At 56.2% G+C, this 20,537-nt stretch carries 25 protein-coding genes; 18 read left to right on the top strand and 7 right to left on the bottom strand.

Features of this window, described 5'->3' with window-relative positions:
* The first annotated feature begins 27 nt into the window (after positions 1-27).
* Positions 28-1,665: an alpha,alpha-phosphotrehalase gene (gene treC, locus SBO83_RS16885; RefSeq protein WP_396132316.1), complete on the top strand. Its 1,638-nt coding sequence runs from the start codon at positions 28-30 to the stop codon at positions 1,663-1,665.
* A 24-nt stretch (positions 1,666-1,689) separates the two neighbouring features.
* Here the strand turns inward: treC and SBO83_RS16880 are convergent, their stop codons facing one another.
* Entirely contained in the window at positions 1,690-2,217 is a 528-nt protein-coding gene (locus SBO83_RS16880) for an NAD(P)H-dependent oxidoreductase (RefSeq protein WP_034795356.1), read from the bottom strand.
* Between the two features lie 486 nt (positions 2,218-2,703).
* Between SBO83_RS16880 and nrdD the strand changes: the two genes are divergently transcribed.
* The 13 genes from nrdD (at position 2,704) to phnP (ending at position 14,000) form a co-directional block, all read left to right on the top strand.
* Positions 2,704-4,839 (top strand): anaerobic ribonucleoside-triphosphate reductase, encoded by a 2,136-nt coding sequence (nrdD, locus tag SBO83_RS16875; RefSeq protein WP_396132370.1) that lies wholly within the window; start codon positions 2,704-2,706, stop codon positions 4,837-4,839.
* A 4-nt stretch (positions 4,840-4,843) separates the two neighbouring features.
* Positions 4,844-5,308, top strand: a complete 465-nt coding sequence (gene nrdG, locus SBO83_RS16870; protein WP_396132368.1) for an anaerobic ribonucleoside-triphosphate reductase-activating protein — start codon at positions 4,844-4,846, stop codon at positions 5,306-5,308.
* A 311-nt stretch (positions 5,309-5,619) separates the two neighbouring features.
* Positions 5,620-6,345: a phosphonate metabolism transcriptional regulator PhnF gene (phnF, locus tag SBO83_RS16865; RefSeq protein ID WP_034795434.1), complete on the top strand. Its 726-nt coding sequence runs from the start codon at positions 5,620-5,622 to the stop codon at positions 6,343-6,345.
* Complete coding sequence (gene phnG / locus SBO83_RS16860) at positions 6,346-6,789, top strand: phosphonate C-P lyase system protein PhnG (RefSeq protein WP_396132315.1); 444 nt, start codon at positions 6,346-6,348, stop codon at positions 6,787-6,789. It abuts the gene before it with no gap.
* Positions 6,790-6,792: 3 nt separating this feature from the next.
* Positions 6,793-7,374 (top strand): phosphonate C-P lyase system protein PhnH, encoded by a 582-nt coding sequence (gene phnH / locus SBO83_RS16855; protein WP_396132314.1) that lies wholly within the window; start codon positions 6,793-6,795, stop codon positions 7,372-7,374.
* The gene (locus SBO83_RS16850; RefSeq protein WP_396132313.1) at positions 7,374-8,471 is read left to right on the top strand and encodes a carbon-phosphorus lyase complex subunit PhnI; all 1,098 of its coding nucleotides are present in this window, start codon (positions 7,374-7,376) and stop codon (positions 8,469-8,471) included. Before phnH ends, SBO83_RS16850 begins: the two co-directional genes overlap by 1 nt.
* Positions 8,458-9,348, top strand: a complete 891-nt coding sequence (locus tag SBO83_RS16845) for an alpha-D-ribose 1-methylphosphonate 5-phosphate C-P-lyase PhnJ (protein WP_353500701.1) — start codon at positions 8,458-8,460, stop codon at positions 9,346-9,348. Before SBO83_RS16850 ends, SBO83_RS16845 begins: the two co-directional genes overlap by 14 nt.
* Positions 9,348-10,139, top strand: coding sequence for a phosphonate C-P lyase system protein PhnK (gene phnK / locus SBO83_RS16840; protein WP_396132312.1), 792 nt, complete (start codon positions 9,348-9,350; stop codon positions 10,137-10,139). Before SBO83_RS16845 ends, phnK begins: the two co-directional genes overlap by 1 nt.
* Before the next feature lie 13 nt (positions 10,140-10,152).
* The gene (gene phnL, locus SBO83_RS16835) at positions 10,153-10,860 is read left to right on the top strand and encodes a phosphonate C-P lyase system protein PhnL (RefSeq protein ID WP_396132311.1); all 708 of its coding nucleotides are present in this window, start codon (positions 10,153-10,155) and stop codon (positions 10,858-10,860) included.
* Positions 10,857-11,993 carry an alpha-D-ribose 1-methylphosphonate 5-triphosphate diphosphatase gene (phnM, locus tag SBO83_RS16830; RefSeq protein ID WP_396132310.1) on the top strand — a complete coding sequence of 379 codons (1,137 nt, stop codon included), beginning with the start codon at positions 10,857-10,859 and terminating at the stop codon, positions 11,991-11,993. Before phnL ends, phnM begins: the two co-directional genes overlap by 4 nt.
* Before the next feature lie 14 nt (positions 11,994-12,007).
* The gene (phnN, locus tag SBO83_RS16825) at positions 12,008-12,595 is read left to right on the top strand and encodes a ribose 1,5-bisphosphokinase (protein WP_396132309.1); all 588 of its coding nucleotides are present in this window, start codon (positions 12,008-12,010) and stop codon (positions 12,593-12,595) included.
* A complete protein-coding gene (locus SBO83_RS16820; protein WP_396132308.1) occupies positions 12,592-13,227 on the top strand; it encodes a DapH/DapD/GlmU-related protein in 636 nt (211 codons plus the stop codon). Before phnN ends, SBO83_RS16820 begins: the two co-directional genes overlap by 4 nt.
* Positions 13,228-13,250: 23 nt before the next feature.
* The gene (gene phnP, locus SBO83_RS16815) at positions 13,251-14,000 is read left to right on the top strand and encodes a phosphonate metabolism protein PhnP (protein WP_396132307.1); all 750 of its coding nucleotides are present in this window, start codon (positions 13,251-13,253) and stop codon (positions 13,998-14,000) included.
* A 12-nt stretch (positions 14,001-14,012) separates the two neighbouring features.
* Here phnP and SBO83_RS16810 read toward each other — a convergent pair whose 3' ends face one another.
* Positions 14,013-14,651, bottom strand: a complete 639-nt coding sequence (locus SBO83_RS16810; protein WP_396132306.1) for a hypothetical protein — start codon at positions 14,649-14,651, stop codon at positions 14,013-14,015.
* 193 nt (positions 14,652-14,844) lie between these two features.
* Here SBO83_RS16810 and SBO83_RS16805 point away from each other — a divergent pair, with 193 nt between their 5' ends.
* On the top strand, positions 14,845-15,363 hold the full coding sequence (locus SBO83_RS16805; RefSeq protein WP_034795315.1) for a type 1 glutamine amidotransferase domain-containing protein: 519 nt from the start codon (positions 14,845-14,847) through the stop codon (positions 15,361-15,363).
* Between the two features lie 89 nt (positions 15,364-15,452).
* Here the strand turns inward: SBO83_RS16805 and SBO83_RS16800 are convergent, their stop codons facing one another.
* Positions 15,453-15,893 (bottom strand): YhbP family protein, encoded by a 441-nt coding sequence (locus SBO83_RS16800; protein WP_396132305.1) that lies wholly within the window; start codon positions 15,891-15,893, stop codon positions 15,453-15,455.
* A 104-nt stretch (positions 15,894-15,997) separates the two neighbouring features.
* On the opposite strand from SBO83_RS16800, the gene SBO83_RS16795 reads away from it, so the two are divergent.
* Entirely contained in the window at positions 15,998-16,294 is a 297-nt protein-coding gene (locus SBO83_RS16795; protein ID WP_396132304.1) for a GIY-YIG nuclease family protein, read from the top strand.
* Between the two features lie 8 nt (positions 16,295-16,302).
* On the opposite strand, the gene SBO83_RS16790 is transcribed toward SBO83_RS16795, so the two are convergent.
* From SBO83_RS16790 to ubiT, 4 genes are all read right to left on the bottom strand, one after another.
* Positions 16,303-16,824 carry a GNAT family N-acetyltransferase gene (locus tag SBO83_RS16790; protein ID WP_396132303.1) on the bottom strand — a complete coding sequence of 174 codons (522 nt, stop codon included), beginning with the start codon at positions 16,822-16,824 and terminating at the stop codon, positions 16,303-16,305.
* Between the two features lie 3 nt (positions 16,825-16,827).
* The gene (locus SBO83_RS16785) at positions 16,828-17,097 is read right to left on the bottom strand and encodes a type II toxin -antitoxin system TacA 1-like antitoxin (protein WP_396132302.1); all 270 of its coding nucleotides are present in this window, start codon (positions 17,095-17,097) and stop codon (positions 16,828-16,830) included.
* A 176-nt stretch (positions 17,098-17,273) separates the two neighbouring features.
* Positions 17,274-17,777 (bottom strand): GNAT family N-acetyltransferase, encoded by a 504-nt coding sequence (locus tag SBO83_RS16780; RefSeq protein WP_396132301.1) that lies wholly within the window; start codon positions 17,775-17,777, stop codon positions 17,274-17,276.
* Positions 17,771-18,292: a ubiquinone anaerobic biosynthesis accessory factor UbiT gene (ubiT, locus tag SBO83_RS16775; RefSeq protein ID WP_353500690.1), complete on the bottom strand. Its 522-nt coding sequence runs from the start codon at positions 18,290-18,292 to the stop codon at positions 17,771-17,773. The genes SBO83_RS16780 and ubiT overlap by 7 nt, the downstream gene beginning before the upstream one ends.
* A 309-nt stretch (positions 18,293-18,601) precedes the next feature.
* Between ubiT and ubiU the strand changes: the two genes are divergently transcribed.
* Together ubiU and SBO83_RS16765 are read left to right on the top strand one after the other, a co-directional pair.
* Positions 18,602-19,597, top strand: coding sequence for a ubiquinone anaerobic biosynthesis protein UbiU (gene ubiU, locus SBO83_RS16770; protein ID WP_396132300.1), 996 nt, complete (start codon positions 18,602-18,604; stop codon positions 19,595-19,597).
* Between the two features lie 14 nt (positions 19,598-19,611).
* A complete protein-coding gene (locus SBO83_RS16765; RefSeq protein WP_396132299.1) occupies positions 19,612-20,490 on the top strand; it encodes a U32 family peptidase in 879 nt (292 codons plus the stop codon).
* Positions 20,491-20,537 lie beyond the last annotated feature (47 nt).

Here is a 20,537-nt window from a genome sequence, read left to right as displayed (position 1 = left end):
ATGACGCATTAAGAAAAGGATAAGACGATGAGCAGTGAATTGCCGTGGTGGAAAAACGGCGTGATTTACCAGATTTACCCGAAGAGCTTTCAGGACACCACCGGCAACGGCATGGGGGATATCAACGGTATCACCCGCCGTCTGGACTACCTGAAAACCCTCGGCGTTGATGCGCTGTGGATAACGCCAATGTACGTTTCCCCGCAGATTGATAACGGCTACGACGTGGCCGATTACTGCGCCATCGACCCGGATTACGGTACGCTGGAAGATTTCGAGAATTTAACCACCGAAGCCCATCGCCGCGGGATCCGCATTGTTATGGACATGGTGTTTAACCACTCTTCGACCCATCACGAGTGGTTTAAACAGGCACAGGATCCCGCCAGTCCTTATCGCGATTACTACATCTGGCGCGATGGCGACAGCGCCGGAGGTCCACCAAATAACTGGCGTTCCAAGTTTGGCGGCGGCGCGTGGCAGTGGCACGAGGCGAGCGAGCAGTACTATCTGCATCTGTTCGCCAGCGAGCAGGCGGACCTTAACTGGGAGCACCCGCCGGTACGCGAAGCACTGAAAAAGATCTGCCAATTCTGGGCGGAAAAAGGGGTGGATGGCCTGCGTCTCGACGTGATCAACCTGATTTCCAAGCAGCAGGATTTCCCGTCCGACGACATCGGCGATGGCCGCCGTTTCTACACTGATGGCCCGCGTATTCACGAGTTCCTGCAAGAATTCAGCCGCGACGTCTTCAAGCCGCTGGGCCTGATGACCGTCGGCGAAATGTCGTCAACCAAGCTGGAGCACTGCCGCAAATACGCCGCCAACGATGGCAGCGAGCTGTCGATGACCTTCAACTTCCACCACCTGAAAGTGGACTATCCCAACGGTGAGAAGTGGACCAAGGCCGCGCCAGACTTCGTGCAGCTCAAGCAGATTTTCAATGAGTGGCAGCAAGGGATGCACGGCCACGCGTGGAATGCGCTGTTCTGGTGTAACCACGACCAGCCGCGCATCGTGAGCCGCTTTGGTGAAAACGGTAAGCTGCGCGTGCCTGCCGCCAAGATGCTGGCGATGGTGCTGCACGGCATGCAGGGCACGCCTTACATCTATCAGGGTGAAGAGCTGGGGATGACCAATCCGGGCTACCAGCATCTTGAGCAATACCGCGATGTGGAAAGCCTGAACATGTTTGCTGAGCTGAAGGCCAGTGGCCGAAACGAGGCAGAACTGCTGGAGATTTTGGCCTCGAAATCCCGCGACAATGGCCGGACGCCGATGCAATGGGACGCCTCAGCCAATGCGGGCTTCACCACCGGGACGCCGTGGATCACGCCGAGCGAGAATTACACCCACATCAACACCGAGCAGGCACTGGCGGATACGGATTCGGTGTTTTACACCTATCAGTATCTGATTCGCCTGCGCAAAGAGCTGCCGGTGCTGACTCACGGTGATTATCAAGACCTGCTGCCGGATAACCCTCACCTTTGGTGCTATCGCCGTACCTGGCACGGCGAGCAGCTGACGGTGATTGCTAACCTCAGCGACGAGCAGCAGATCCTCAATCTTGATACGCAAAAACAGGCACCTATCTTCAGCAACTATGCTGATGCGCCGATCGCTAACTGCCTGCGACCGTACGAGTGCCTCTATTTGTTATAAAGCAGTAGCTCAGAGCCAGCGCGATTAAAGCTGGCTTTTTAGTAATGCCAGAGTGCGTTCAACATGATGCGGCACCTGTTCGTCAGTCATGTTGTTCGCGCCTTGGATCAATAGCGGCTCCAGCCAATCCATGCCAGTACGATTAGCCACGGCGTGGAACGGCAACAGCTGGTCTTTGGCCGGATAACGATTGTAACCCTCTGGCGTATAAGCCTTTTCATCACCACCCGTCGAAACAATCACCTGCAAAGTCTTACCCTGCAACGCCGTGCCGTTGGTACCGTAGGCGAAACCGTAGGTTAATACCGCGTCTTCCCACTCTTTCAAAATCGCCGGTGAGCTATACCAGAAAAACGGGAACATCATGACGATGTGCTGGTGGTTTTTCAGCAACTCGTGCTCACGCGCCACGTCGATTTTATAGTCTGGATATTCACGCATTAGTTCGTGCACGGTGATGCCCGGAACCTCGCGCAGCGCGGCGACCTGCGCCTTATTGATACGAGACTGGTCCGGCGTGCGGTGGGCGCTCAACACTAAAATCGATGACATATTCACTTCCTCAAGAGGTAATAAGAGAGGCATCGCTCTGCCTGTTGAGGCTATCTTTTCATGTCCGCGCCCTGCCCTGTAGACCCTCAGCGGTCAATTCAGTTTAAACCTAAAGTATCAAGCAAACCGACACCGCACTTTCTCTTATTGCAGGCAATTTGCAGGGAAATGTGACCTCGATAACTGCTTTAAAAGGAAGCAATTTTTACGCCATTTAACAGGCCGTTTTGGCCGTTTGCTCATTCTATAAACTTATGCGGGGAATCTTTGTTTTAGGTCAAGGGAAGGCGTATTTCAAGAATACAGAAATTCTTTATAGACTATATATTGTGGGCCGATTAAGAAAAACAACCCAACATATAGCGTTATGCACTATTCTCTGCTGGTAAGGCTCCAGGCCTTGAGCAGTGCGGCATTGCGCCTAAAAGGAGTTAAATTGTGAAGGCTGACCTGTTGAAATCCGATCCCGTCAATACCCCCCACCAACTGCCGATCGTCATCAAACGGGACGGGTGCAAAGTGCCTTTCGATAGCAGCCTGATTTATCAAGCTGTCAGCCGCGCGGCGAGTGCGGCCAGTATCGATAACGCAGAGTATTGCCAACAGGTCGCCAGAGTGGTGAGTGAGGCGCTGCTGGATAAATCGCAGGTGGATATCAATGAGATCCAAGACGCGGTGGAAAACCAGCTGATGTCCGGCCCGTACAAAAAACTCGCCCGCGCCTATATTGAATATCGCCATGACCGCGATGTGACGCGCGAGCTGCGCGGCAGGCTGAATCAGGAGATTCGCGGGCTAGTCGAGCAAAGCAACGTGGCGCTGCTCAACGAGAATGCCAATAAAGACAGCAAAGTCATTCCCACCCAGCGCGACCTGCTGGCGGGCATTGTCGCCAAGCACTACGCCAAGCAGCATATTTTGCCTCGCGACGTGGTTTTGGCACACGAGCGCGGTGAAATTCACTATCACGACCTCGACTATTCGCCCTTCTTCCCGATGTTTAACTGCATGCTGATTGACCTAAAAGGCATGTTGACCAAGGGTTTCAAAATGGGCAATGCGGAAATTGACACTCCTAAGTCAATTTCCACCGCAACGGCGGTCACGGCGCAGATTATCGCTCAGGTCGCCAGCCATATTTATGGCGGCACCACTATTAATCGCATCGATGAGATCCTCGCCCCCTTTGTGACCGAGAGTTTCAACAAACATAAAGCCGTAGCCGAAGAGTGGCAGGTGGCAGACTGTGAAGCCTTCGCCCGCAGCCGCACTGAGAAAGAGTGTTACGACGCCTTCCAGTCGCTGGAATATGAGGTGAATACGCTGCACACCGCCAACGGCCAAACGCCCTTTGTCACCTTTGGCTTCGGGCTGGGCACCTCTTGGGAATCGCGCCTGATTCAGCAGTCAATCCTGCGTAATCGCATTGCCGGTCTGGGTAAAAACCGCAAAACCGCCGTGTTCCCCAAACTGGTGTTTGCTATCCGCGACGGCCTTAATCGCCAGCCCGCCGATGCCAATTACGACATCAAGCAATTGGCGCTTGAGTGCGCCAGCAAGCGCATGTACCCGGACATTCTCAACTACGAGCAGGTGGTCAAAGTCACCGGCTCGTTCAAAACGCCGATGGGCTGCCGCAGCTTCCTCGGTGTCTATGAAGAGAACGGCGAGATGCAGCATGACGGACGCAACAATATTGGCGTGATCAGCCTGAACCTGCCGCGCATCGCCCTTGAGGCTGGCCGGGACGAAACGGCGTTCTGGTCCTTGCTCGACCAAAGGCTGCTGCTGGCGAAAAAAGCGCTAATGACCCGCATTGCGCGGCTGGACGGCATCAAAGCCCGCGTCGCGCCCATCCTTTATATGGAGGGAGCCTGCGGCGTTCGGCTGAAAGCGGACGACGACATCGCGCCAATCTTCAAAAATGGCCGCGCGTCAATCTCGCTGGGTTATATCGGGGTGCATGAAACCATCAACGCGCTGTATGGCAACCAGACCCACGTTTTCGACGCCGTTCAGCTGCGCGAGAAGGCCATCGCCATCGTCAATCGCCTGAAAGAAGCCACCGAGGCGTGGAAAGAGGAAACCGGCTACGGTTTTAGCCTCTACAGCACGCCGAGCGAAAACCTGTGCGATCGCTTCTGCCGTTTGGACGCCGCCGAGTTCGGCCTGATCCCCGGCGTCACCGACAAGAGCTACTACACCAACAGCTTCCATCTCGACGTAGAGAAGAAGGTGAACCCTTATCAGAAGCTGGACTTTGAAGCGCCCTATCCGCCACTGAGCAACGGCGGTTTCATCTGCTATGGCGAATACCCGAACCTGCAACATAACCTGAAAGCGCTGGAAGATGTCTGGGACTATAGCTACTCGCGGGTGCCTTATTACGGTACCAACACGCCAATTGACGAGTGCTACGAATGCCACTTCACCGGCGAGTTCGACTGCACCAGCAAAGGCTTCACCTGCCCGAAATGTGGCAATCACGAGCCGTCACGCGTCTCGGTCACTCGCAGGGTTTGTGGCTATCTCGGCAGCCCCGACGCTCGCCCGTTTAACGCCGGTAAGCAGGAAGAGGTGAAACGCCGCGTCAAGCATTTAGGCAATGGGCAATTGGGCTAACGCTTTGAACTTCCATCAATATTACAGTGTGGACGTCGTCAACGGGCCGGGAACGCGCTGCGTGCTGTTCGTCTCCGGCTGCGTCCATGAATGCCGCGGGTGCTACAACAAAAGCACCTGGCGGCTGGACTCGGGCAAACCCTTCACCCAACAAGATGAAGATAAGATTATTGCCGACCTGCAAGACGAATTGATCCCCCGCCAAGGGCTGACGCTGTCCGGCGGCGACCCTTTGCATCCGCAAAATTTGTCAGCAGTACGCCATCTGCTAGAACGTGTTCAGGCCGAATGCCCCGGCAAAAACGTCTGGATGTGGACCGGCTATAAGCTCGATGAATTAACCGCCGACCAACAGCAAGTGGTCGAATTAATCAACGTGTTGGTGGACGGCAAATTTGTGCAAGAGCTGAAAGACCCCGCGCTTATCTGGCGCGGCAGCTCGAATCAGGTGGTTCATTACTTGAGGTAAAGTGATGAGGTAAATGAAGGTACATATTCCTTATGTGGGAGAGACTTACCTTTTCGAATTGCTCATTGAGTGTAATTTGAACACTCCTGCCCCGTAAATTTTCCTATCACTTTCCTGCGAGCTGTCTTCCACTCTTCATTTATCTGCAACCCGCCATTCACCAAATTGTCACTTAGCTCGGCCATTCTGATGCCAACACCGAAACGAGGTTGGCACTATGAAAGCGTATTCCTCTCTCTTCATCGCTTCCCCGCCAGCTCAACTTTTTAGGTTTTGTCTGCTCGTTAAGACCGTGCGAGGTTTTCATTATGATGAACTTATCTAGACATCCGACCAGCTACCCCACGCGATATCAGCAAATTGCTGCCGAACTTGAACTCGAACTGCGCAACGGCTATCGCTGTGGCGACTATCTTCCTCCTGAACAACAACTTGCCGACCGCTTTCAAGTGAACCGCCACACCCTGCGCCGCGCGGTGGATGAGCTGGTCGAGCGCGGCTGGCTGCAACGCCGTCAGGGGATTGGCACGCTGGTGCTGATGCGCCCTTACGACTACCCGCTGCACTCGCAGGCCCGTTTTAGTCAGAACCTGCTGGAGCAAGGCAGTCACCCCACCAGCGAAAGATTGTTAGCCGTGCTGCGACCTTGCACCGACCACGTCGCGACGGCCCTTTCGCGGCAAGAGGGCGACACGGTGATTCACTTGCGCACGCTGCGTCGGGTGAACGGGGTGCCGGTCAGCGTCATCGACCACTACCTGCCGGATCTCGACTGGTGGCCTTCTCTGCAAAATTTCCACAATGGTTCGCTGCACGACTTTATCCGTACCGAAATCAAACAGACCCTGACCCGCCGCACTACCCGCATTAACGCCCGCCGCGCACTGGCGAAAGAAAGCAAATTACTCGAAATCGTCCCGCAGGCCCCGTTGCTATGCGTGCGGACTCTCAACACCTGTGACGGCAGTGGCAACGTGGCGGAATACTCCGTCGGGCTGACCCGCGCCGACATGATTGAATTGACAATGGAGCACTGAATGCACGCCCTCGAAAATCGCCAGCGCTGGATGTCAGTGCTGGCACACAGCCAGCCCGCCGAACTTCTGGCGCTGTGGCAACCGCTGAACCTCTCTCCAAAATTTGAACGCCTGCGCGCCGCAGAAACCGGCTTGACCCAATTGCAAGGCCGCATGGGTGGCACCGGCAAACGCTTTGTGATGGGTGACATGACCGTCACTCGCGCCGTGGTGCAGCTCGACTCGGGTGTTTATGGCTACAGCTATGTCGCCGGTCGCGACAAAGTTCATGCCGAACTGTGCGCCATTATTGACGCGCTTTTGCAGGTCAACGGCATGGATGAGCTGTTGCACAAATCCCTGATCGCCCCACTGGCCGCTACCCAACAAGAGCGCCGCGACCAGCGCGCCCGGGAAGTGGCAGCCAGCCGCGTCGACTTCTTCACCCTGGTTCGCGGAGAGTAATTCATGTCACTAGTTGCCAGCTTCCAAAATCCCGTCGCCGATGCACAGTTCAGCTTTCGCCGCATCCTTAAAGCCCTTAGCGAGCCGGGAACCTGCGTCAAACTGCCTGCCGTTCCGGGCTTCGGCGCGCTCGGCTCTGCCAGCGCCTGCGTGCTGTTAACGTTGATTGATCAAGACACACCGCTGTGGATAAGCGTCGCGCTCAATGACGACATTCTGCGTAAAAACCTGCGTTTCCATACCGGCGCGGTTCTGACCGAAGAGCCGTCCTCCGTTAGCTTCGCGCTGGCAGACCCGGCCCTCGACAGCGCCACCCTGCTGGCCTTTCCGTGCGGCGACGAAATGTCTCCAGAGCTTGCCACCAGCGTGATTGTGCAGCTCGACGGTTTGAGCGGCGGAACTGCGCTGCGCCTGACCGGGCCGGGCATTGAGTCCGAGCGGGTGATCACCCCGCAACTGCCAGACGCGGTGCGCCAATACCTGCTTAACCGTCCGCACCGCTTCCCGCTGGGGCTGGATTTCATGTTTACCTGCGGTGACGAGCTGATTGCCGTGCCGCGCACCACCCGTGTGGAGGTTTGCTGATGTACGTAGCCGTTAAAGGGGGCGAAAAAGCCATTGCTGCCGCCCATCAACTTCTGGCGCACGAGCGCCGTGGCGACACCCGCGTTGATGAACTGGAATGCGCGCAAATCGAACAGCAGCTGGGTCTGGCGGTAGATCGCGTGATGAGCGAAGGCGGAATTTACGACCGCCAGCTGGCCGCGCTGGCTATCAAACAGTCGAGCGGTGACCTGGTCGAAGCGATTTTCCTGCTGCGCGCATATCGCACCACTCTGCCGCGCCTCGCCACCAGCCAGCCCCTGGACACCAGCGCTATGCGCCTCGAGCGCCGAATCTCTGCGGTTTATAAGGACTTGCCGGGCGGACAGGTGCTTGGCCCGACGTACGATTACACCCACCGTTTGCTGGATTTCGCCCTGCTGGCCGAAGGCGAAGCGCCGTTCACGCCCATCGCCGACGAAACCCTGCCAGAGCAGTGCAGCCACGTGTTTGACCTGCTGACCGCGCAACAGTTGGCGGTGAAAGAAGAGGACGACGGCAGCGAGCCGGAAGACATCACCCGCACCCCACCGGTTTACCCCGCTTCTCGCGCGGCTCGCCTGCAACAGCTGGTGCGCGGCGATGAGGGTTTCCTGCTCTCCCTGAGCTACTCCACCCAGCGTGGTTATGGCCGCACCCACCCCTTTGCTGGCGAAATTCGTACCGGATGGATGACGGTGGAAATCGTGCCGGAAGAGCTGGGCTTTGCGATTGATATCGGCGAGATCCTGCTAACCGAATGTGAAATGGTGAACAGCTTTGTCACCCCGGACGACAAGCCGCCGCACTTCACCCGTGGCTACGGCTTGGTGTTTGGCCGCGCCGAGCGTAAGGCGATGTCGATGTCGCTGGTCGACCGCGCATTGCAGACCAAAGAGTACAACGAACTGGTGAACAGCCCGGCGCAGGACGAAGAGTTCGTGCTGTCCCATGCAGACAACGTCGAGGCCGCCGGTTTTGTTTCCCACCTCAAACTGCCGCACTACGTTGACTTCCAGGCCGAACTGGAACTGCTGAAACGCCTGCGCCAGCAGCATGATTCAACGACTTCACAGGACTCAGACCATGAAAAGCAGTGATAACCACGCCCCCATCATCGCGGGCTATAACCACGGCTATCTCGACGAACAGACCAAACGCATGATCCGTCGCGCCATTCTAAAAGCCGTGGCGATCCCCGGTTATCAAGTGCCGTTCGCCGGTCGCGAAATGCCAATGCCTTACGGTTGGGGCACCGGCGGTATTCAGATCACCGCCAGCATTATTGGTCAGCAAGACGTGCTGAAAGTCATCGATCAGGGCGCGGATGACACCACCAACGCCGTGTCGATTCGCAAGTTCTTCCAGAGCGTCGCCGGGGTAAAAACCACCGAGAAAACCGTTGATGCCTCGCTGATCCAGACTCGTCACCGCATCCCGGAAACGCCGCTGACCGAAGATCAGGTGCTGATTTTCCAAGTGCCCATCCCTGAGCCGCTGCGCTTTATCGAGCCGCGTGAAACCGAGACGCGCAAGATGCACGCGCTGGAAGAGTACGGCGTGATGCAGGTGAAACTGTATGAGGACATCGCGCGCTTCGGCCATATCGCCACCACCTACGCCTACCCGGTCAAGGTGAACGATCGCTACGTGATGGACCCGTCGCCAATCCCGAAATTTGATAACCCGAAAATGCACATGATGCCGGCGCTGCAGCTGTTTGGTGCCGGTCGCGAGAAACGCATTTACGCCCTGCCGCCGTTCACCAAGGTGGAAAGCCTCGACTTTGAGGACCACCCGTTCACCGTGCAGCAGTGGGACGAGCCTTGCGCTATCTGCGGCTCGCACCACAGCTATCTCGACGAAGTGGTGCTCGACGACCTCGGCAACCGGATGTTCGTGTGCTCAGACACCGACTTCTGCGCCCAGCAGGTCGAACTGAACAGCCAACAAACCCAGAATAAGGCGCAACACTGATGACCACTTCACGCCAACTCAACGCTAAACCTCTGCTGTCGGTCAACAACTTGACCCACCTGTATGCGCCGGGCAAAGGCTTCAGCGAGGTCTCTTTTAATCTCTATCCGGGTGAAGTGCTGGGCATCGTAGGCGAATCTGGCTCCGGCAAAACCACCCTGTTGCAGTCAATCTCCGCCCGCCTCGCGCCGCAGCAGGGGCAGGTTATTTATAACAACGGCCAACTGGCACCACAGTCGCTTTATGACATGCCGGAGAGCGACCGCCGTCGCCTGCTGCGCACCGACTGGGGCGTGGTGCATCAGCACCCGATGGACGGCCTGCGTCGTCAGGTTTCCGCTGGCGGTAATATCGGCGAGCGCCTGATGGCTATTGGTCAGCGTAACTACGGCGACATCCGCAAACAGGCCGCAAAGTGGCTGGAAGATGTGGAAATCCCAGTGTCGCGCCTTGACGACATGCCAACCACCTTTTCCGGCGGCATGCAGCAGCGTCTGCAAATCGCCCGCAATCTGGTGACCCACCCGCGCCTGGTGTTTATGGATGAGCCGACCGGCGGTCTGGATGTGTCGGTACAGGCCCGCCTGCTCGACTTACTGCGTACCTTGGTGGTGGAGATGCAGCTCGCGGTGGTGATTGTGACCCACGATTTGGGCGTCGCGCGCCTGCTGGCCAATCGTCTGCTGGTGATGAAGCAGGGTCAGGTGGTGGAAAGTGGCTTAACCGACCGCGTGCTCGACGATCCGCATCATCCTTATACGCAGTTACTCGTGTCTTCCGTGCTGTCTTAATAGGTGACCAAAAATGACGACAAAGCTCAGGGTCGAAAACCTCAGTAAAACCTTTGTATTACATAACCAGAACAGCGCACGGTTGCCGGTTTTTAATAACGCCAGCCTGCAAGTTGATGCCGGGGAATGCGTGGTGCTTCACGGCCACTCCGGCAGCGGAAAATCAACCTTACTTCGTTCGCTCTACGGCAACTACCTGCCGGACAGCGGCCATATTTGGGTCGAGCATCAGGGCCAGTGGGTCGACATGGTGGGCTCAGAAGCGCGGGAAATTCTCGCCGTGCGCCGCCACACCGTCGGCTGGGTGAGCCAGTTCCTGCGGGTTATTCCGCGCATTAGCGCCCTGAATCTGGTGATGCAGCCGCTGATTGAACTGGGCGTCGACAAAGCCGAAGCCGAAGATCGCGCCAGCCGCCTGCTCACTCACCTCAACGTGCCGCAGCGCCTGTGGCACCTCGCGCCCTCCACCTTCTCCGGTGGCGAACAGCAGCGCGTGAACATTGCGCGCGGTTTTATCGTCGACTACCCGATTTTACTGCTCGACGAACCCACCGCCTCACTGGATGCCACCAACCGCGCCGCGGTGGTGACCCTGATCCAGCAAGCCAAAGCTCGCGGAGCCGCCGTCGTGGGCATTTTCCACGATGAAGACGTGCGCGAGCGCGTCGCCGATAGACTCTATGCCATGACACCAGCGCCCTCTGCGGAGATCCCAGCATGATCATTAACAATGTCAATTTGGTCCTAGAAGATCAGGTAGTTAAAGGCTCGCTGGAAGTGCAGGACGGCGTCATTACCGCCTTCGCCGACACCAGCAGCCAACTGCCGCAGGCGATCGATGCCGAAGGCGGCTGGTTGCTGCCGGGGCTTATCGAGCTGCATACCGACAACCTCGACAAGTTCTTCACCCCGCGCCCGAAAGTTGACTGGCCGGCCCACTCGGCGATGAGCAGCCACGACGCGCTAATGGTCGCCAGCGGCATTACTACCGTGCTCGACGCGGTGGCGGTGGGAGACGTGCGCGACGGTGGACATCGTCTGGAAAATCTGCAAAAGATGATCGACGCCGTGGTCAACAGCGGCAAGGCGGGCCTGAACCGCGCCGAGCATCACCTGCACCTGCGCTGCGAGCTGCCGCACGAAAGCACTCTGCCGCTGTTTGAGAAGTTAATGCACACCGAAGTGCTGTCGCTGGTCTCCCTGATGGACCACTCGCCGGGCCAGCGCCAGTTCGCCACGCCGCAAAAGTACCGCGAATACTATCAGGGCAAATACAACCTGAATGACGACCAGATGGAAGTGTTTCAGGAAGATCAAATCCAGAACTCCCTGCGCTGGGCCAAACCGAACCGCTATGCCATCGCCGAGCACTGCCGCAATCTGGGCATCGCGCTGGCCAGTCACGATGACGCCACCACCGCGCACGTCGAAGAGTCGCGCGCGCTGGGCAGCGTGATTGCCGAATTCCCCACCACTGAAGAGGCTGCGCGGGCCTCACACGCATGTGGCCTGCAAGTGTTGATGGGTGCGCCAAATATCGTTCGAGGCGGCTCGCATTCTGGCAATGTCGCCGCGCATCATCTGGCGTCACTGGGTATTCTCGACATCCTGTCTTCTGACTACTACCCGGCCAGCCTGCTCGACGCCGTGTTCCGTATCGCCAATGACGACAGCAACGGCTTCACGCTGCCGCAGGCGGTTGGTCTGGTGACGCGTAACCCGGCCCGCGCGCTGAGTCTGCAAGACCGGGGCGTGATCGCTGAAGGAAAACGCGCCGATTTGGTGCTGGCTCGCACCCACGCCGACCACCACTACGTGCAGAACGTGTGGCGTCAGGGAATTCAGGTGTTTTGATAAAGGAATGATTGATGAGCCGACTCGTTTACTTGATGGGCGCATCGGGAGCAGGCAAGGATAGCCTGCTGGATGCCCTGCGCCACGACCTGCCGCCCAATTTGATGGTGGCCCATCGCTACATTACTCGCCCTGCCAATGCTGGCTCGGAGAACCATATTGCTCTCAGCCAGCATGAGTTTTCCCAGCGAGCCGAGCGCGGCCTGTTTGCGCTGGAGTGGCAGGCTCACGGTTGCCATTACGCGGTCGGCATTGAGATAGACCACTGGATGCAGCAAGGCTGCAACGTGGTGATCAACGGCTCTCGTGCTTATCTTGAACAGGCGATGCAGCGCTACGGCCAGCGGCTGATCCCGGTCTGCTTGCAGGTGTCCGAAGACGTTTTGCGCCAGCGTTTAGAGCAGCGCGGGCGGGAAAACAGCGAGCAGATCCAGCATCGTTTGCAACGGGCGGCGCAGTACGCCAATCAGATGCCCGCCCATTGTCAGAGATTGGAAAACAACGGCCAATTACAACAGACGCTGGCAGGACTGTTGCAGCTACTCGCTGCGCCTTCCACCGCGTTTCTCTACCCTATTTCTCCCCAGAAGGTTGAGCCATGAGTGACATTGTTGAAAACCCGCAACACGCTGAAATCGACTTCTCACAGCCTAAAATTGGCGAAAACGTGGTGATGAATAAGTCCCGTGCCGGGCGCTACGTTCACATCTCCGATAACGCCATCTTTGAAGAATCCACTATCGACGACTACTCCTATACCGCCGGTAACAACCAGATTCATTACGCCACCATTGGCAAATTTGTCTCGATTGCCACCTATGTGCGCATCAATCCGGGCAACCATCCGACCTATAATCGCATTGCTCAGCATCACTTTACCTATCGCGCTTCGGCCTATGATTTGGGTGAAGATGACGTGAATTTCTTCGACTGGCGCCGCGAGCATCACGTCACCGTGGGCAATGATGTCTGGATCGGCCACAACGCGGTGATTATGCCCGGCGTGAAAGTGGGCAATGGCGCGGTGATCGGCACCTCCGCCGTGGTAACCAAAGACGTTGAGCCTTACTCCATCGTGGCGGGCGTGCCAGCGAAGAAGATTGGCATGCGCTTTAACGACAGCTTGATCGAGAAAATCGAGCGCAGCCAGTGGTGGAACTGGGATCACGAGACGCTAAGAGCGCGCATGCCTGATTTCCGCAACCTCGAAAGCTTTGTCGAAAAATACCTTTGAGTACTCCATTAAAGGATCCGTGCATGCAATTGACCTTTCTTGGCACCGGCGGAGCACAGCAGGTGCCCGTTTTTGGCTGCGACTGCGGCGTGTGTGAACAGGCGCGTAAAGACCCGGCGTTTCGCCGTCAGCCTTGCAGTGCAAAGTTGGAATATCAGGGGGAAGTGACGCTGATTGATGCAGGATTGCCGGAGTTAGCCCAACAGTTTGCGACGGGCGAAATTCAGCGTTTTTGGCTTACACACTATCATATGGATCACGTTCAGGGGTTATTTCCGTTGCGCTGGGGTGTTGGAAATGCGATCCCGGTCTATGGTCCGCCGGATGAAAACGGCTGCGACGACCTGTTCAAACATCCGGGCATTCTGAATTTTCAGCCGCCGTTTCAACCCTTTGTCACCCGTAATTTCGGCAACATGCAACTGACGCCGCTGCCGCTCAATCATTCTAAAATCACCTTCGGCTATTTGATTAAAACCGAGCGGGCGACGCTGGCTTACCTCACCGATACCGCCGGTTTGCCGCTGGCGACGGCGAAATATCTGGAGGAGATCCCACTGGATGCCATGGTGCTGGATTGCAGCCACCCGCCGCGCGACATCCCCGACAAAAATCACAATGACATTCATCAGGCGCTGGCTATCCATGAGCAGTTAAAACCGGGCAAAACCTATCTGACCCATATCAGCCACAAGCTGGATTTATGGCTTCAGAGCAACCCACTGCCGGAAAACGTCATCGCGGCGCGAGACGGGCAGACGCTGAGTTGGTAAATATCACGGGCTTTATTGACGGGCAATAGCGGCCAGCTGGTTGGACTCCAGCACGGTGATACCGCCCAGACCGGCATTGAAAGCCTGTTGCTGCATCGCCTTCGCCACGTCGAGGGCATCGATGGCTTTCCATTTGCCGGGCAGCAGCTTGAATAACGGCGCGCTGAACTGTTCAAGTAAGCGCGGAGGCTGGCGCTGTCCCACCAGCAATGAGGGGCGAACCAGCGTCAGCAATGGCCATTTCTGCGCAATCAGCGCCTGTTCAATCTCGCCTTTAGTGCGGTTATAGATTAAACGCGAATGAGGGTTGGCGCCGTTGGCACTGACCAGCAGGCAATGGCTGGCGCCGAGTCTACGCGCTGCGATAGCGCTGTTCACCACCATCTTGAATTCGATTTCGCGAAAAGCCGCCGCGCTTCCCGCCTGCTTGCGAGTAGTGCCTAAGCAGCAGAAAAAAAGGTCTATAGGCTCATCCAGGTCCGCCACCAGCGCGGGGATATCATCGCCGACGGGGTTGACCAGCTTACTTAGTGAGGCCAATGGTCGCCGCGTCGGGGCAACAATGCGACTCACACGTGAGTCTTGCTCAAGCAGGCAGAGCAGCTCCGCCCCCACCAGCCCGCTGGCCCCCAGCAAAAGTACCTTTGCCATGATATTTCCTTATGTCGATTCAGCCGCGTAGCGTTGTCTTTTCTGCGCGGGAGCGCCATCAGACATATCTTGTTACTGACTGAGTATAAGCCAGATGGAGAAACAGACTCGGACGAATCCGGTTTGACCTCAGCCGTCATGGGGTCCAAGCTTTATACATCAAGACATTTTCCATTAAGCAACGGGAGACATGATGAGCAAGAAAATTGCAGTCCTAATCACTGACGAATTTGAAGACTCAGAATTCACCTCGCCAGCGGAAGCCTACAAGAAAGCCGGCCACCAGGTGATTACCATTGAGCATAAAGCCGGCAACGTCATTCATGGCAAGCAGGGCAAAGCCAAAGTCACCATTGATAAATCCATTGATGATGTCAAAGTCGCTGACTTCGACGCTCTGCTGCTGCCGGGCGGCCACTCGCCAGATACTTTGCGCGGCGACGATCGCTTCGTCGAGTTTACTCGCCAATTCGCCAAAAGCGGCAAGCCTATTTTCGCCATTTGCCACGGGCCACAGCTGCTGATTAACGCGGATGTGATTCGCGGACGCAAGCTGACTACAGTGAAACCGGTGGTGGTTGATGTGAAAAACGCCGGAGCCGAGTTCTTCGACAAAGAAGTGGTGGTCGATAACGACACGCTGGTCACCAGCCGCACGCCAGATGACTTACCTGCGTTTAACCGCGAGTCGCTTAGAGTGCTGGCGGCATAACTCAGCTAAATAGCCAAACTAATGCGATAGTTTGACTGAATAGTTTGAACCACAGGGCCGGGAAACCGGCCCTTTTGGTGTCTGCCAATCTAGCTTTCGCTACGCTGCCATCTCAACTTGGTGCCAAACCCGAGATTATTATCGGTCATCTTGATTTCATTGAGTTTTAACGCCCAGACGGGGGCTTTCATCGTTGCCGCGATGGGGAACTGCTGGCAGTAACGCTGGCGCGCCGCCTGCTCTTCATCACCAGACAGAATCACCGCCTCGCCGCGATACTGAATACCACGAATCAGCGCAATGCTCTCCGGCTGGGGTGCAACGGTGCCCACCACCTGCGGGTTTTTCACCATCATCGCACCGTGATGGGTTTTCAGCTCGGTCATGAAATAGAGCGTCATGATTTCCGTGTCCGCCACGTAAAAACAGTTGGCGCTCCACATCTCCCCATCTGCCAACGCGCACAGCGCCAGCACGTGATTGTCATCAAGAAAGGTGCTGATATGTTTTACATCGGTCGCGTCAGTCATGCCCTGCTCCTCAAAATTATCTGCCGCCAGTTTAGCGCGCTATCGGCGCGATAAGGTAAACTTGCCGTTCAACTTCAATTCATAGCATCGCGTTGCCATTCAAAATGTCCGAGTCTGCCGAGCCATCCCGCTGGTTTTTATACATGCTGCGCACGCCGTCCGGCATGCTTTACACCGGCATCACCACCGAAGTCGAACGCCGTTTGGCCCAGCATCAGTCGGGTAAAGGTGCCAAAGCGCTGCGCGGTAAAGGCGAACTAGAATTAGTGTTCCACTGCCCCGCCGGAGATCGCTCACAGGCCTCAAAGCTTGAACTAAAAGTGAAGAAACTGACGAAAGTGCAGAAAGAGAAATTGGTGAAAGAACAGCCGGGGAGTTTGGAGAGTTACTTGGCTGAGTAAACGACCAGTTAGTAAGCGAAAAGCTTTTCTATCGACTTAGTCGGTAAGAAAAGAGAATGGGCATTATCGCCAGCAAGAGGGATGAAACCCAATTTCTGGTAAAAGCCTTTTGCCTTCACATTCAGCGCATCAACAAACAGTGCGTGAACGCCAACGGCATTAGAAGCTAAGTAAACCACCTTCATCGCATGTGTTACCAGCGTGGTTCCCCACTCCTGCCCGTGCAGATCTTTATGAACCGCCAAACGGCCCAATGTAATGCTCGGGACATTTTCATAAGGCACTTTTCTTTTCTGAGTATTTGATGGCAGAGCAGCCTTCTCAAAGCAGCTGCCCGAAAGCGTGTAATAACCTAAGACCTTGGGTTTTGGCTCTTTGGTCATGAGCAGATAACCGCGCAAAATGCGATTTCTGTGTTGCCGCACAAGGTGCTCGGCTAGAAAAACGTTGAGAGACTCCTCTCCGCAGTCAAATGCCGCAAAATCATATTCGGCATCTTCAACCAACATCCCTATTGTTAAATCGTCCACCTCTTACTCCATATTCTCGAGACGCTTGGCAGCTCGTTTCAACCTATCATTCAGTTCAGGTGGGTTGCTGAGGGCATCCATCACCAACTTCCACGACTCTTCGTTAAGGATGAGCCGTCGATGGTGTTCGATAACCTCGGCAGCGCGTTTCGAGGCGCTGGCAACCATAAACTGCGTGATGGTCTGGTTGGACATTGCCGCAGCTTCTTCGATCGCGCTTTTATCAGCGTCGGATAATCTCAGATCGATGCGCTGTTTCTTCAAGGCTGACATGTGGTACTCCTAGACTGCTAACGCACAGACGGCAGCCATTCTCTTCTTTTGTGGTTTTATAATTTGGAAAGATGCACGAAATTCATATCTGTACGGTTTTTTACCGTACAGATACTATAGAAGGAAGTGGTTAATATTTCAACGGATACGTGCTTTTTATAAGCAGCCCGTCAGACTCAAAAACGATTAAACGCCGCCGGGAAAGTCACTTCGCCGTGGGCATCGTTGAGGGCGTCATCACTCAGGGTGTAGAGCTGGAAAGTGGCTTCGGTGTCTGGCCAGCGACAGTGCAGGTCGTGCGGGGCCGCGGGTTTGAAGCCGAAACGCTGATAGTAGTTCGGGTCGCCCAGCACCACCACGGCGGCGTAGCCAAACTCATTGAGTGAGTCCAAACCTTCGTACACCAGCTTTTCGCCAAAGCCCTGTCCGCGCAATGATTCATCAACCGCCAGAGGAGCCAGAGAGACCCAATTACGGTCTTCTCCTTTGATATCAACCGGGCTGAAAGCCACGTAGCCGACCACCTGACCTTCGTCATCGGTGGCAACCACGCCGAGGGTTAGCAAACCGTCTTCGCGCAGCTCTCTGACCAAGTCTGCTTCGTCGTCTCGCTTGAAAGCTTCGCGCAGTAAACGGTCGATGCCGGCGGCATCAATCGGTATTTCGGTACGAATTAACATGTTTGCACTACCGGAGCGCCAGGCTCGCGGTCCTCTTGTAAACCTGCTTCAATGAAGTCTGCCAGGCGCATTAAGCCGCTTTTCAGCAGCAAAGGCATGCTGTCCAGATCGACGGCGTCCATCAGATTTTTGACGTACAGCCCGAGTTCCGTATCTCCTTCGATACGCAACCGGCGCTGGAAGAACAGCGTATCAGGATCTTGCTTGCGCGCGGCGATCAGTACCAAATCGTTAGCATTACCGCTAAAACTGACATCCGCCTCGCCCTGCTCGCTAATCACCAGCTTGCTATCTTCAACTGACATCAGCCAGCTTAGACCAAGATCGCTGACTTCGATTTTTAACCAGCGATCTTCGAGAAAATCCAAATCGCCCTCGGCCAGCGCCTGCCGGAATTGCCAGCTAAGTACCTGTTGCAAAACCTGCCGCTGTACGGCGAAAGGCGTGAATTTTACCGGCAAACTTAGTAATGACGGCCCCTGACGCACCATACGTGCTCGTAGTTTTTGCAACACTGGCACCACTCCTTTAAGTAACGTTGGACACTGATTCGCTCAAGAGATGGGCCCTATTTTGCCACATCGTCTATTCAGTACCGCGTCCTGCATCAATAAATACTGCAACAGAAAGAAAGCGCGCACAACCACCCTCGCCCCGAGTCGGCTCCAACCGGGTATAAACTGCCTCAAATCAAAATACTGTGCGACCGCCTTCTCTAAAATAGCTCCCCAGTAAAATGCTCTCTGATGAAGGCCTTACGTCAGCGAGCCCCCCTCTTTCATTCTTACCGGCGCAGTTTTACCGGCTAAAGTCAGGAATAAACCATGGAGCTACTTTGCCCGGCGGGTAATTTACCCGCGTTGAAAGCGGCCATTGATCAGGGTGCCGACGCGGTCTATATCGGCCTGAAAGACGATACCAATGCCCGCCATTTTGCCGGTCTGAACTTTACTGAGAAGAAATTGCAGGAGGCGGCAAATTACGTACATCGCCACCGCCGCAAGCTGCATATCGCCATTAACACCTTCGCCCATCCTGACGGCTTTGAGCGCTGGGAGCGCGCCGTCGACATGGCCGCGCAGCTGGGCGCCGACGCGCTGATCCTGGCCGATATCGCGATGCTCGATTATGCCGCCAAACGCTACCCGCAGGTTGAGCGCCACGTGTCGGTTCAGGCTTCGGCTACCAACGATGAAGCCATTAAATTTTATCAGCGCAATTTTGATGTTGCCCGCGTAGTGCTTCCCCGCGTGCTGTCGATGCATCAGGTCCGCCAGCTATCGCGTACCAGCGTCGTGCCGCTGGAAGTGTTCGCCTTTGGCAGCCTGTGCATCATGGCAGAAGGCCGCTGCTACCTCTCCTCTTATCTGACCGGCGAGTCGCCAAACACCGTGGGTGCCTGCTCTCCCGCGCGTTTTGTTCGCTGGCAGCAGACGGCACAGGGCATGGAGTCGCGCCTCAACAATGTGCTGATTGACCGCTATGACGAAGGCGAAAACGCCGGATATCCGACGCTGTGCAAGGGGCGCTATCTGGTGGACGGCGCGAAGTACCACGCGCTAGAAGAGCCCACCAGCCTGAATACGCTGGAGCTGCTGCCTGAGCTGTTTGCCGCCAATATCGCGTCGGTGAAAATCGAGGGGCGTCAGCGCAGCCCGGCCTATGTCAGCGAAGTGACCCGCGTCTGGCGCGCCGCTATCGATCGCTGTAAGGCCAATCCGCAGGCGTTCACCACGGATGCCCAGTGGATGACGCAGCTAGGTTCAATGTCCGAAGGCACCCAAACCACGCTCGGTGCCTATCATCGCAAATGGCAATAATGGCAGGGGAAACGATGAAATACTCTTTAGGCGCCATCCTTTATTACTGGCCAAAGCAGGACGTTGAGGCGTTTTATCAGACCGCCGCCAGCAGCAGTGCCGATATCATCTATCTCGGCGAAAATGTCTGTACCAAACGCCGTGAGATGAAGGTCAATGACTGGCTGGAAATCGCCCGCCAGCTCGCCGCCAGCGGCAAACAGGTGGTGCTTTCAACCCTCGCGCTGCTGCAAGCGCCGTCGGAACTGAACGAGTTGAAACGCTACGTGGAAAACGGCGAGTTTCTGCTGGAAGCCAACGATTTTGGCGCGGTGAACATGGCCGCCGAGCGCAAACTGCCGTTTGTCGCCGGCCACGCGCTCAACTGCTACAACGCCGCGACTCTGAAAATTCTGCATCAACAGGGCATGACGCGCTGGTGCATGCCGGTGGAGCTTTCTCGCGACTGGCTGGTGAACTTGCTCAATCAGTGTCAGGACATGGGGATTGGCGGCAAGTTCGAGGTGGAAGTGCTCTCCTACGGCCACTTGCCGCTGGCCTACTCGGCGCGCTGCTTTACCGCGCGCTCGGAAGACCGGGCCAAGGATGATTGTGAAACCTGCTGCATCAAGTATCCGCAGGGCCGCAAAGTGCTGTCGCAGGAGAACCAGCAGGTGTTCGTGCTCAACGGCATTCAGACCCAAAGCGGATATTGCTACAACCTCGGCAATGAGCAAACGTCAATGCAGGGCTTGGTGGATATCGTCAGGCTGTCGCCGGAAAGCCTGCAAACCTTGCAGGTGCTCGAGCAGTTCCGCCGCAATGAACAGGGGCTATCGGCGCTGGAGTTGCAGGATAAAGCCGACTGTAACGGCTACTGGCAGCGCGTCGCCGGGCTGGAATTAGTGCAATAAAGCCAAAACAGGCGCAGCGACTGCGCCTGTTCTCCACGTTTCATCCC

The organism is Ewingella allii (assembly GCF_044430645.1).
Classification (GTDB): domain Bacteria; phylum Pseudomonadota; class Gammaproteobacteria; order Enterobacterales; family Enterobacteriaceae; genus Ewingella; species Ewingella allii.
This window is presented reverse-complemented; position numbering and strand designations above follow the sequence as displayed.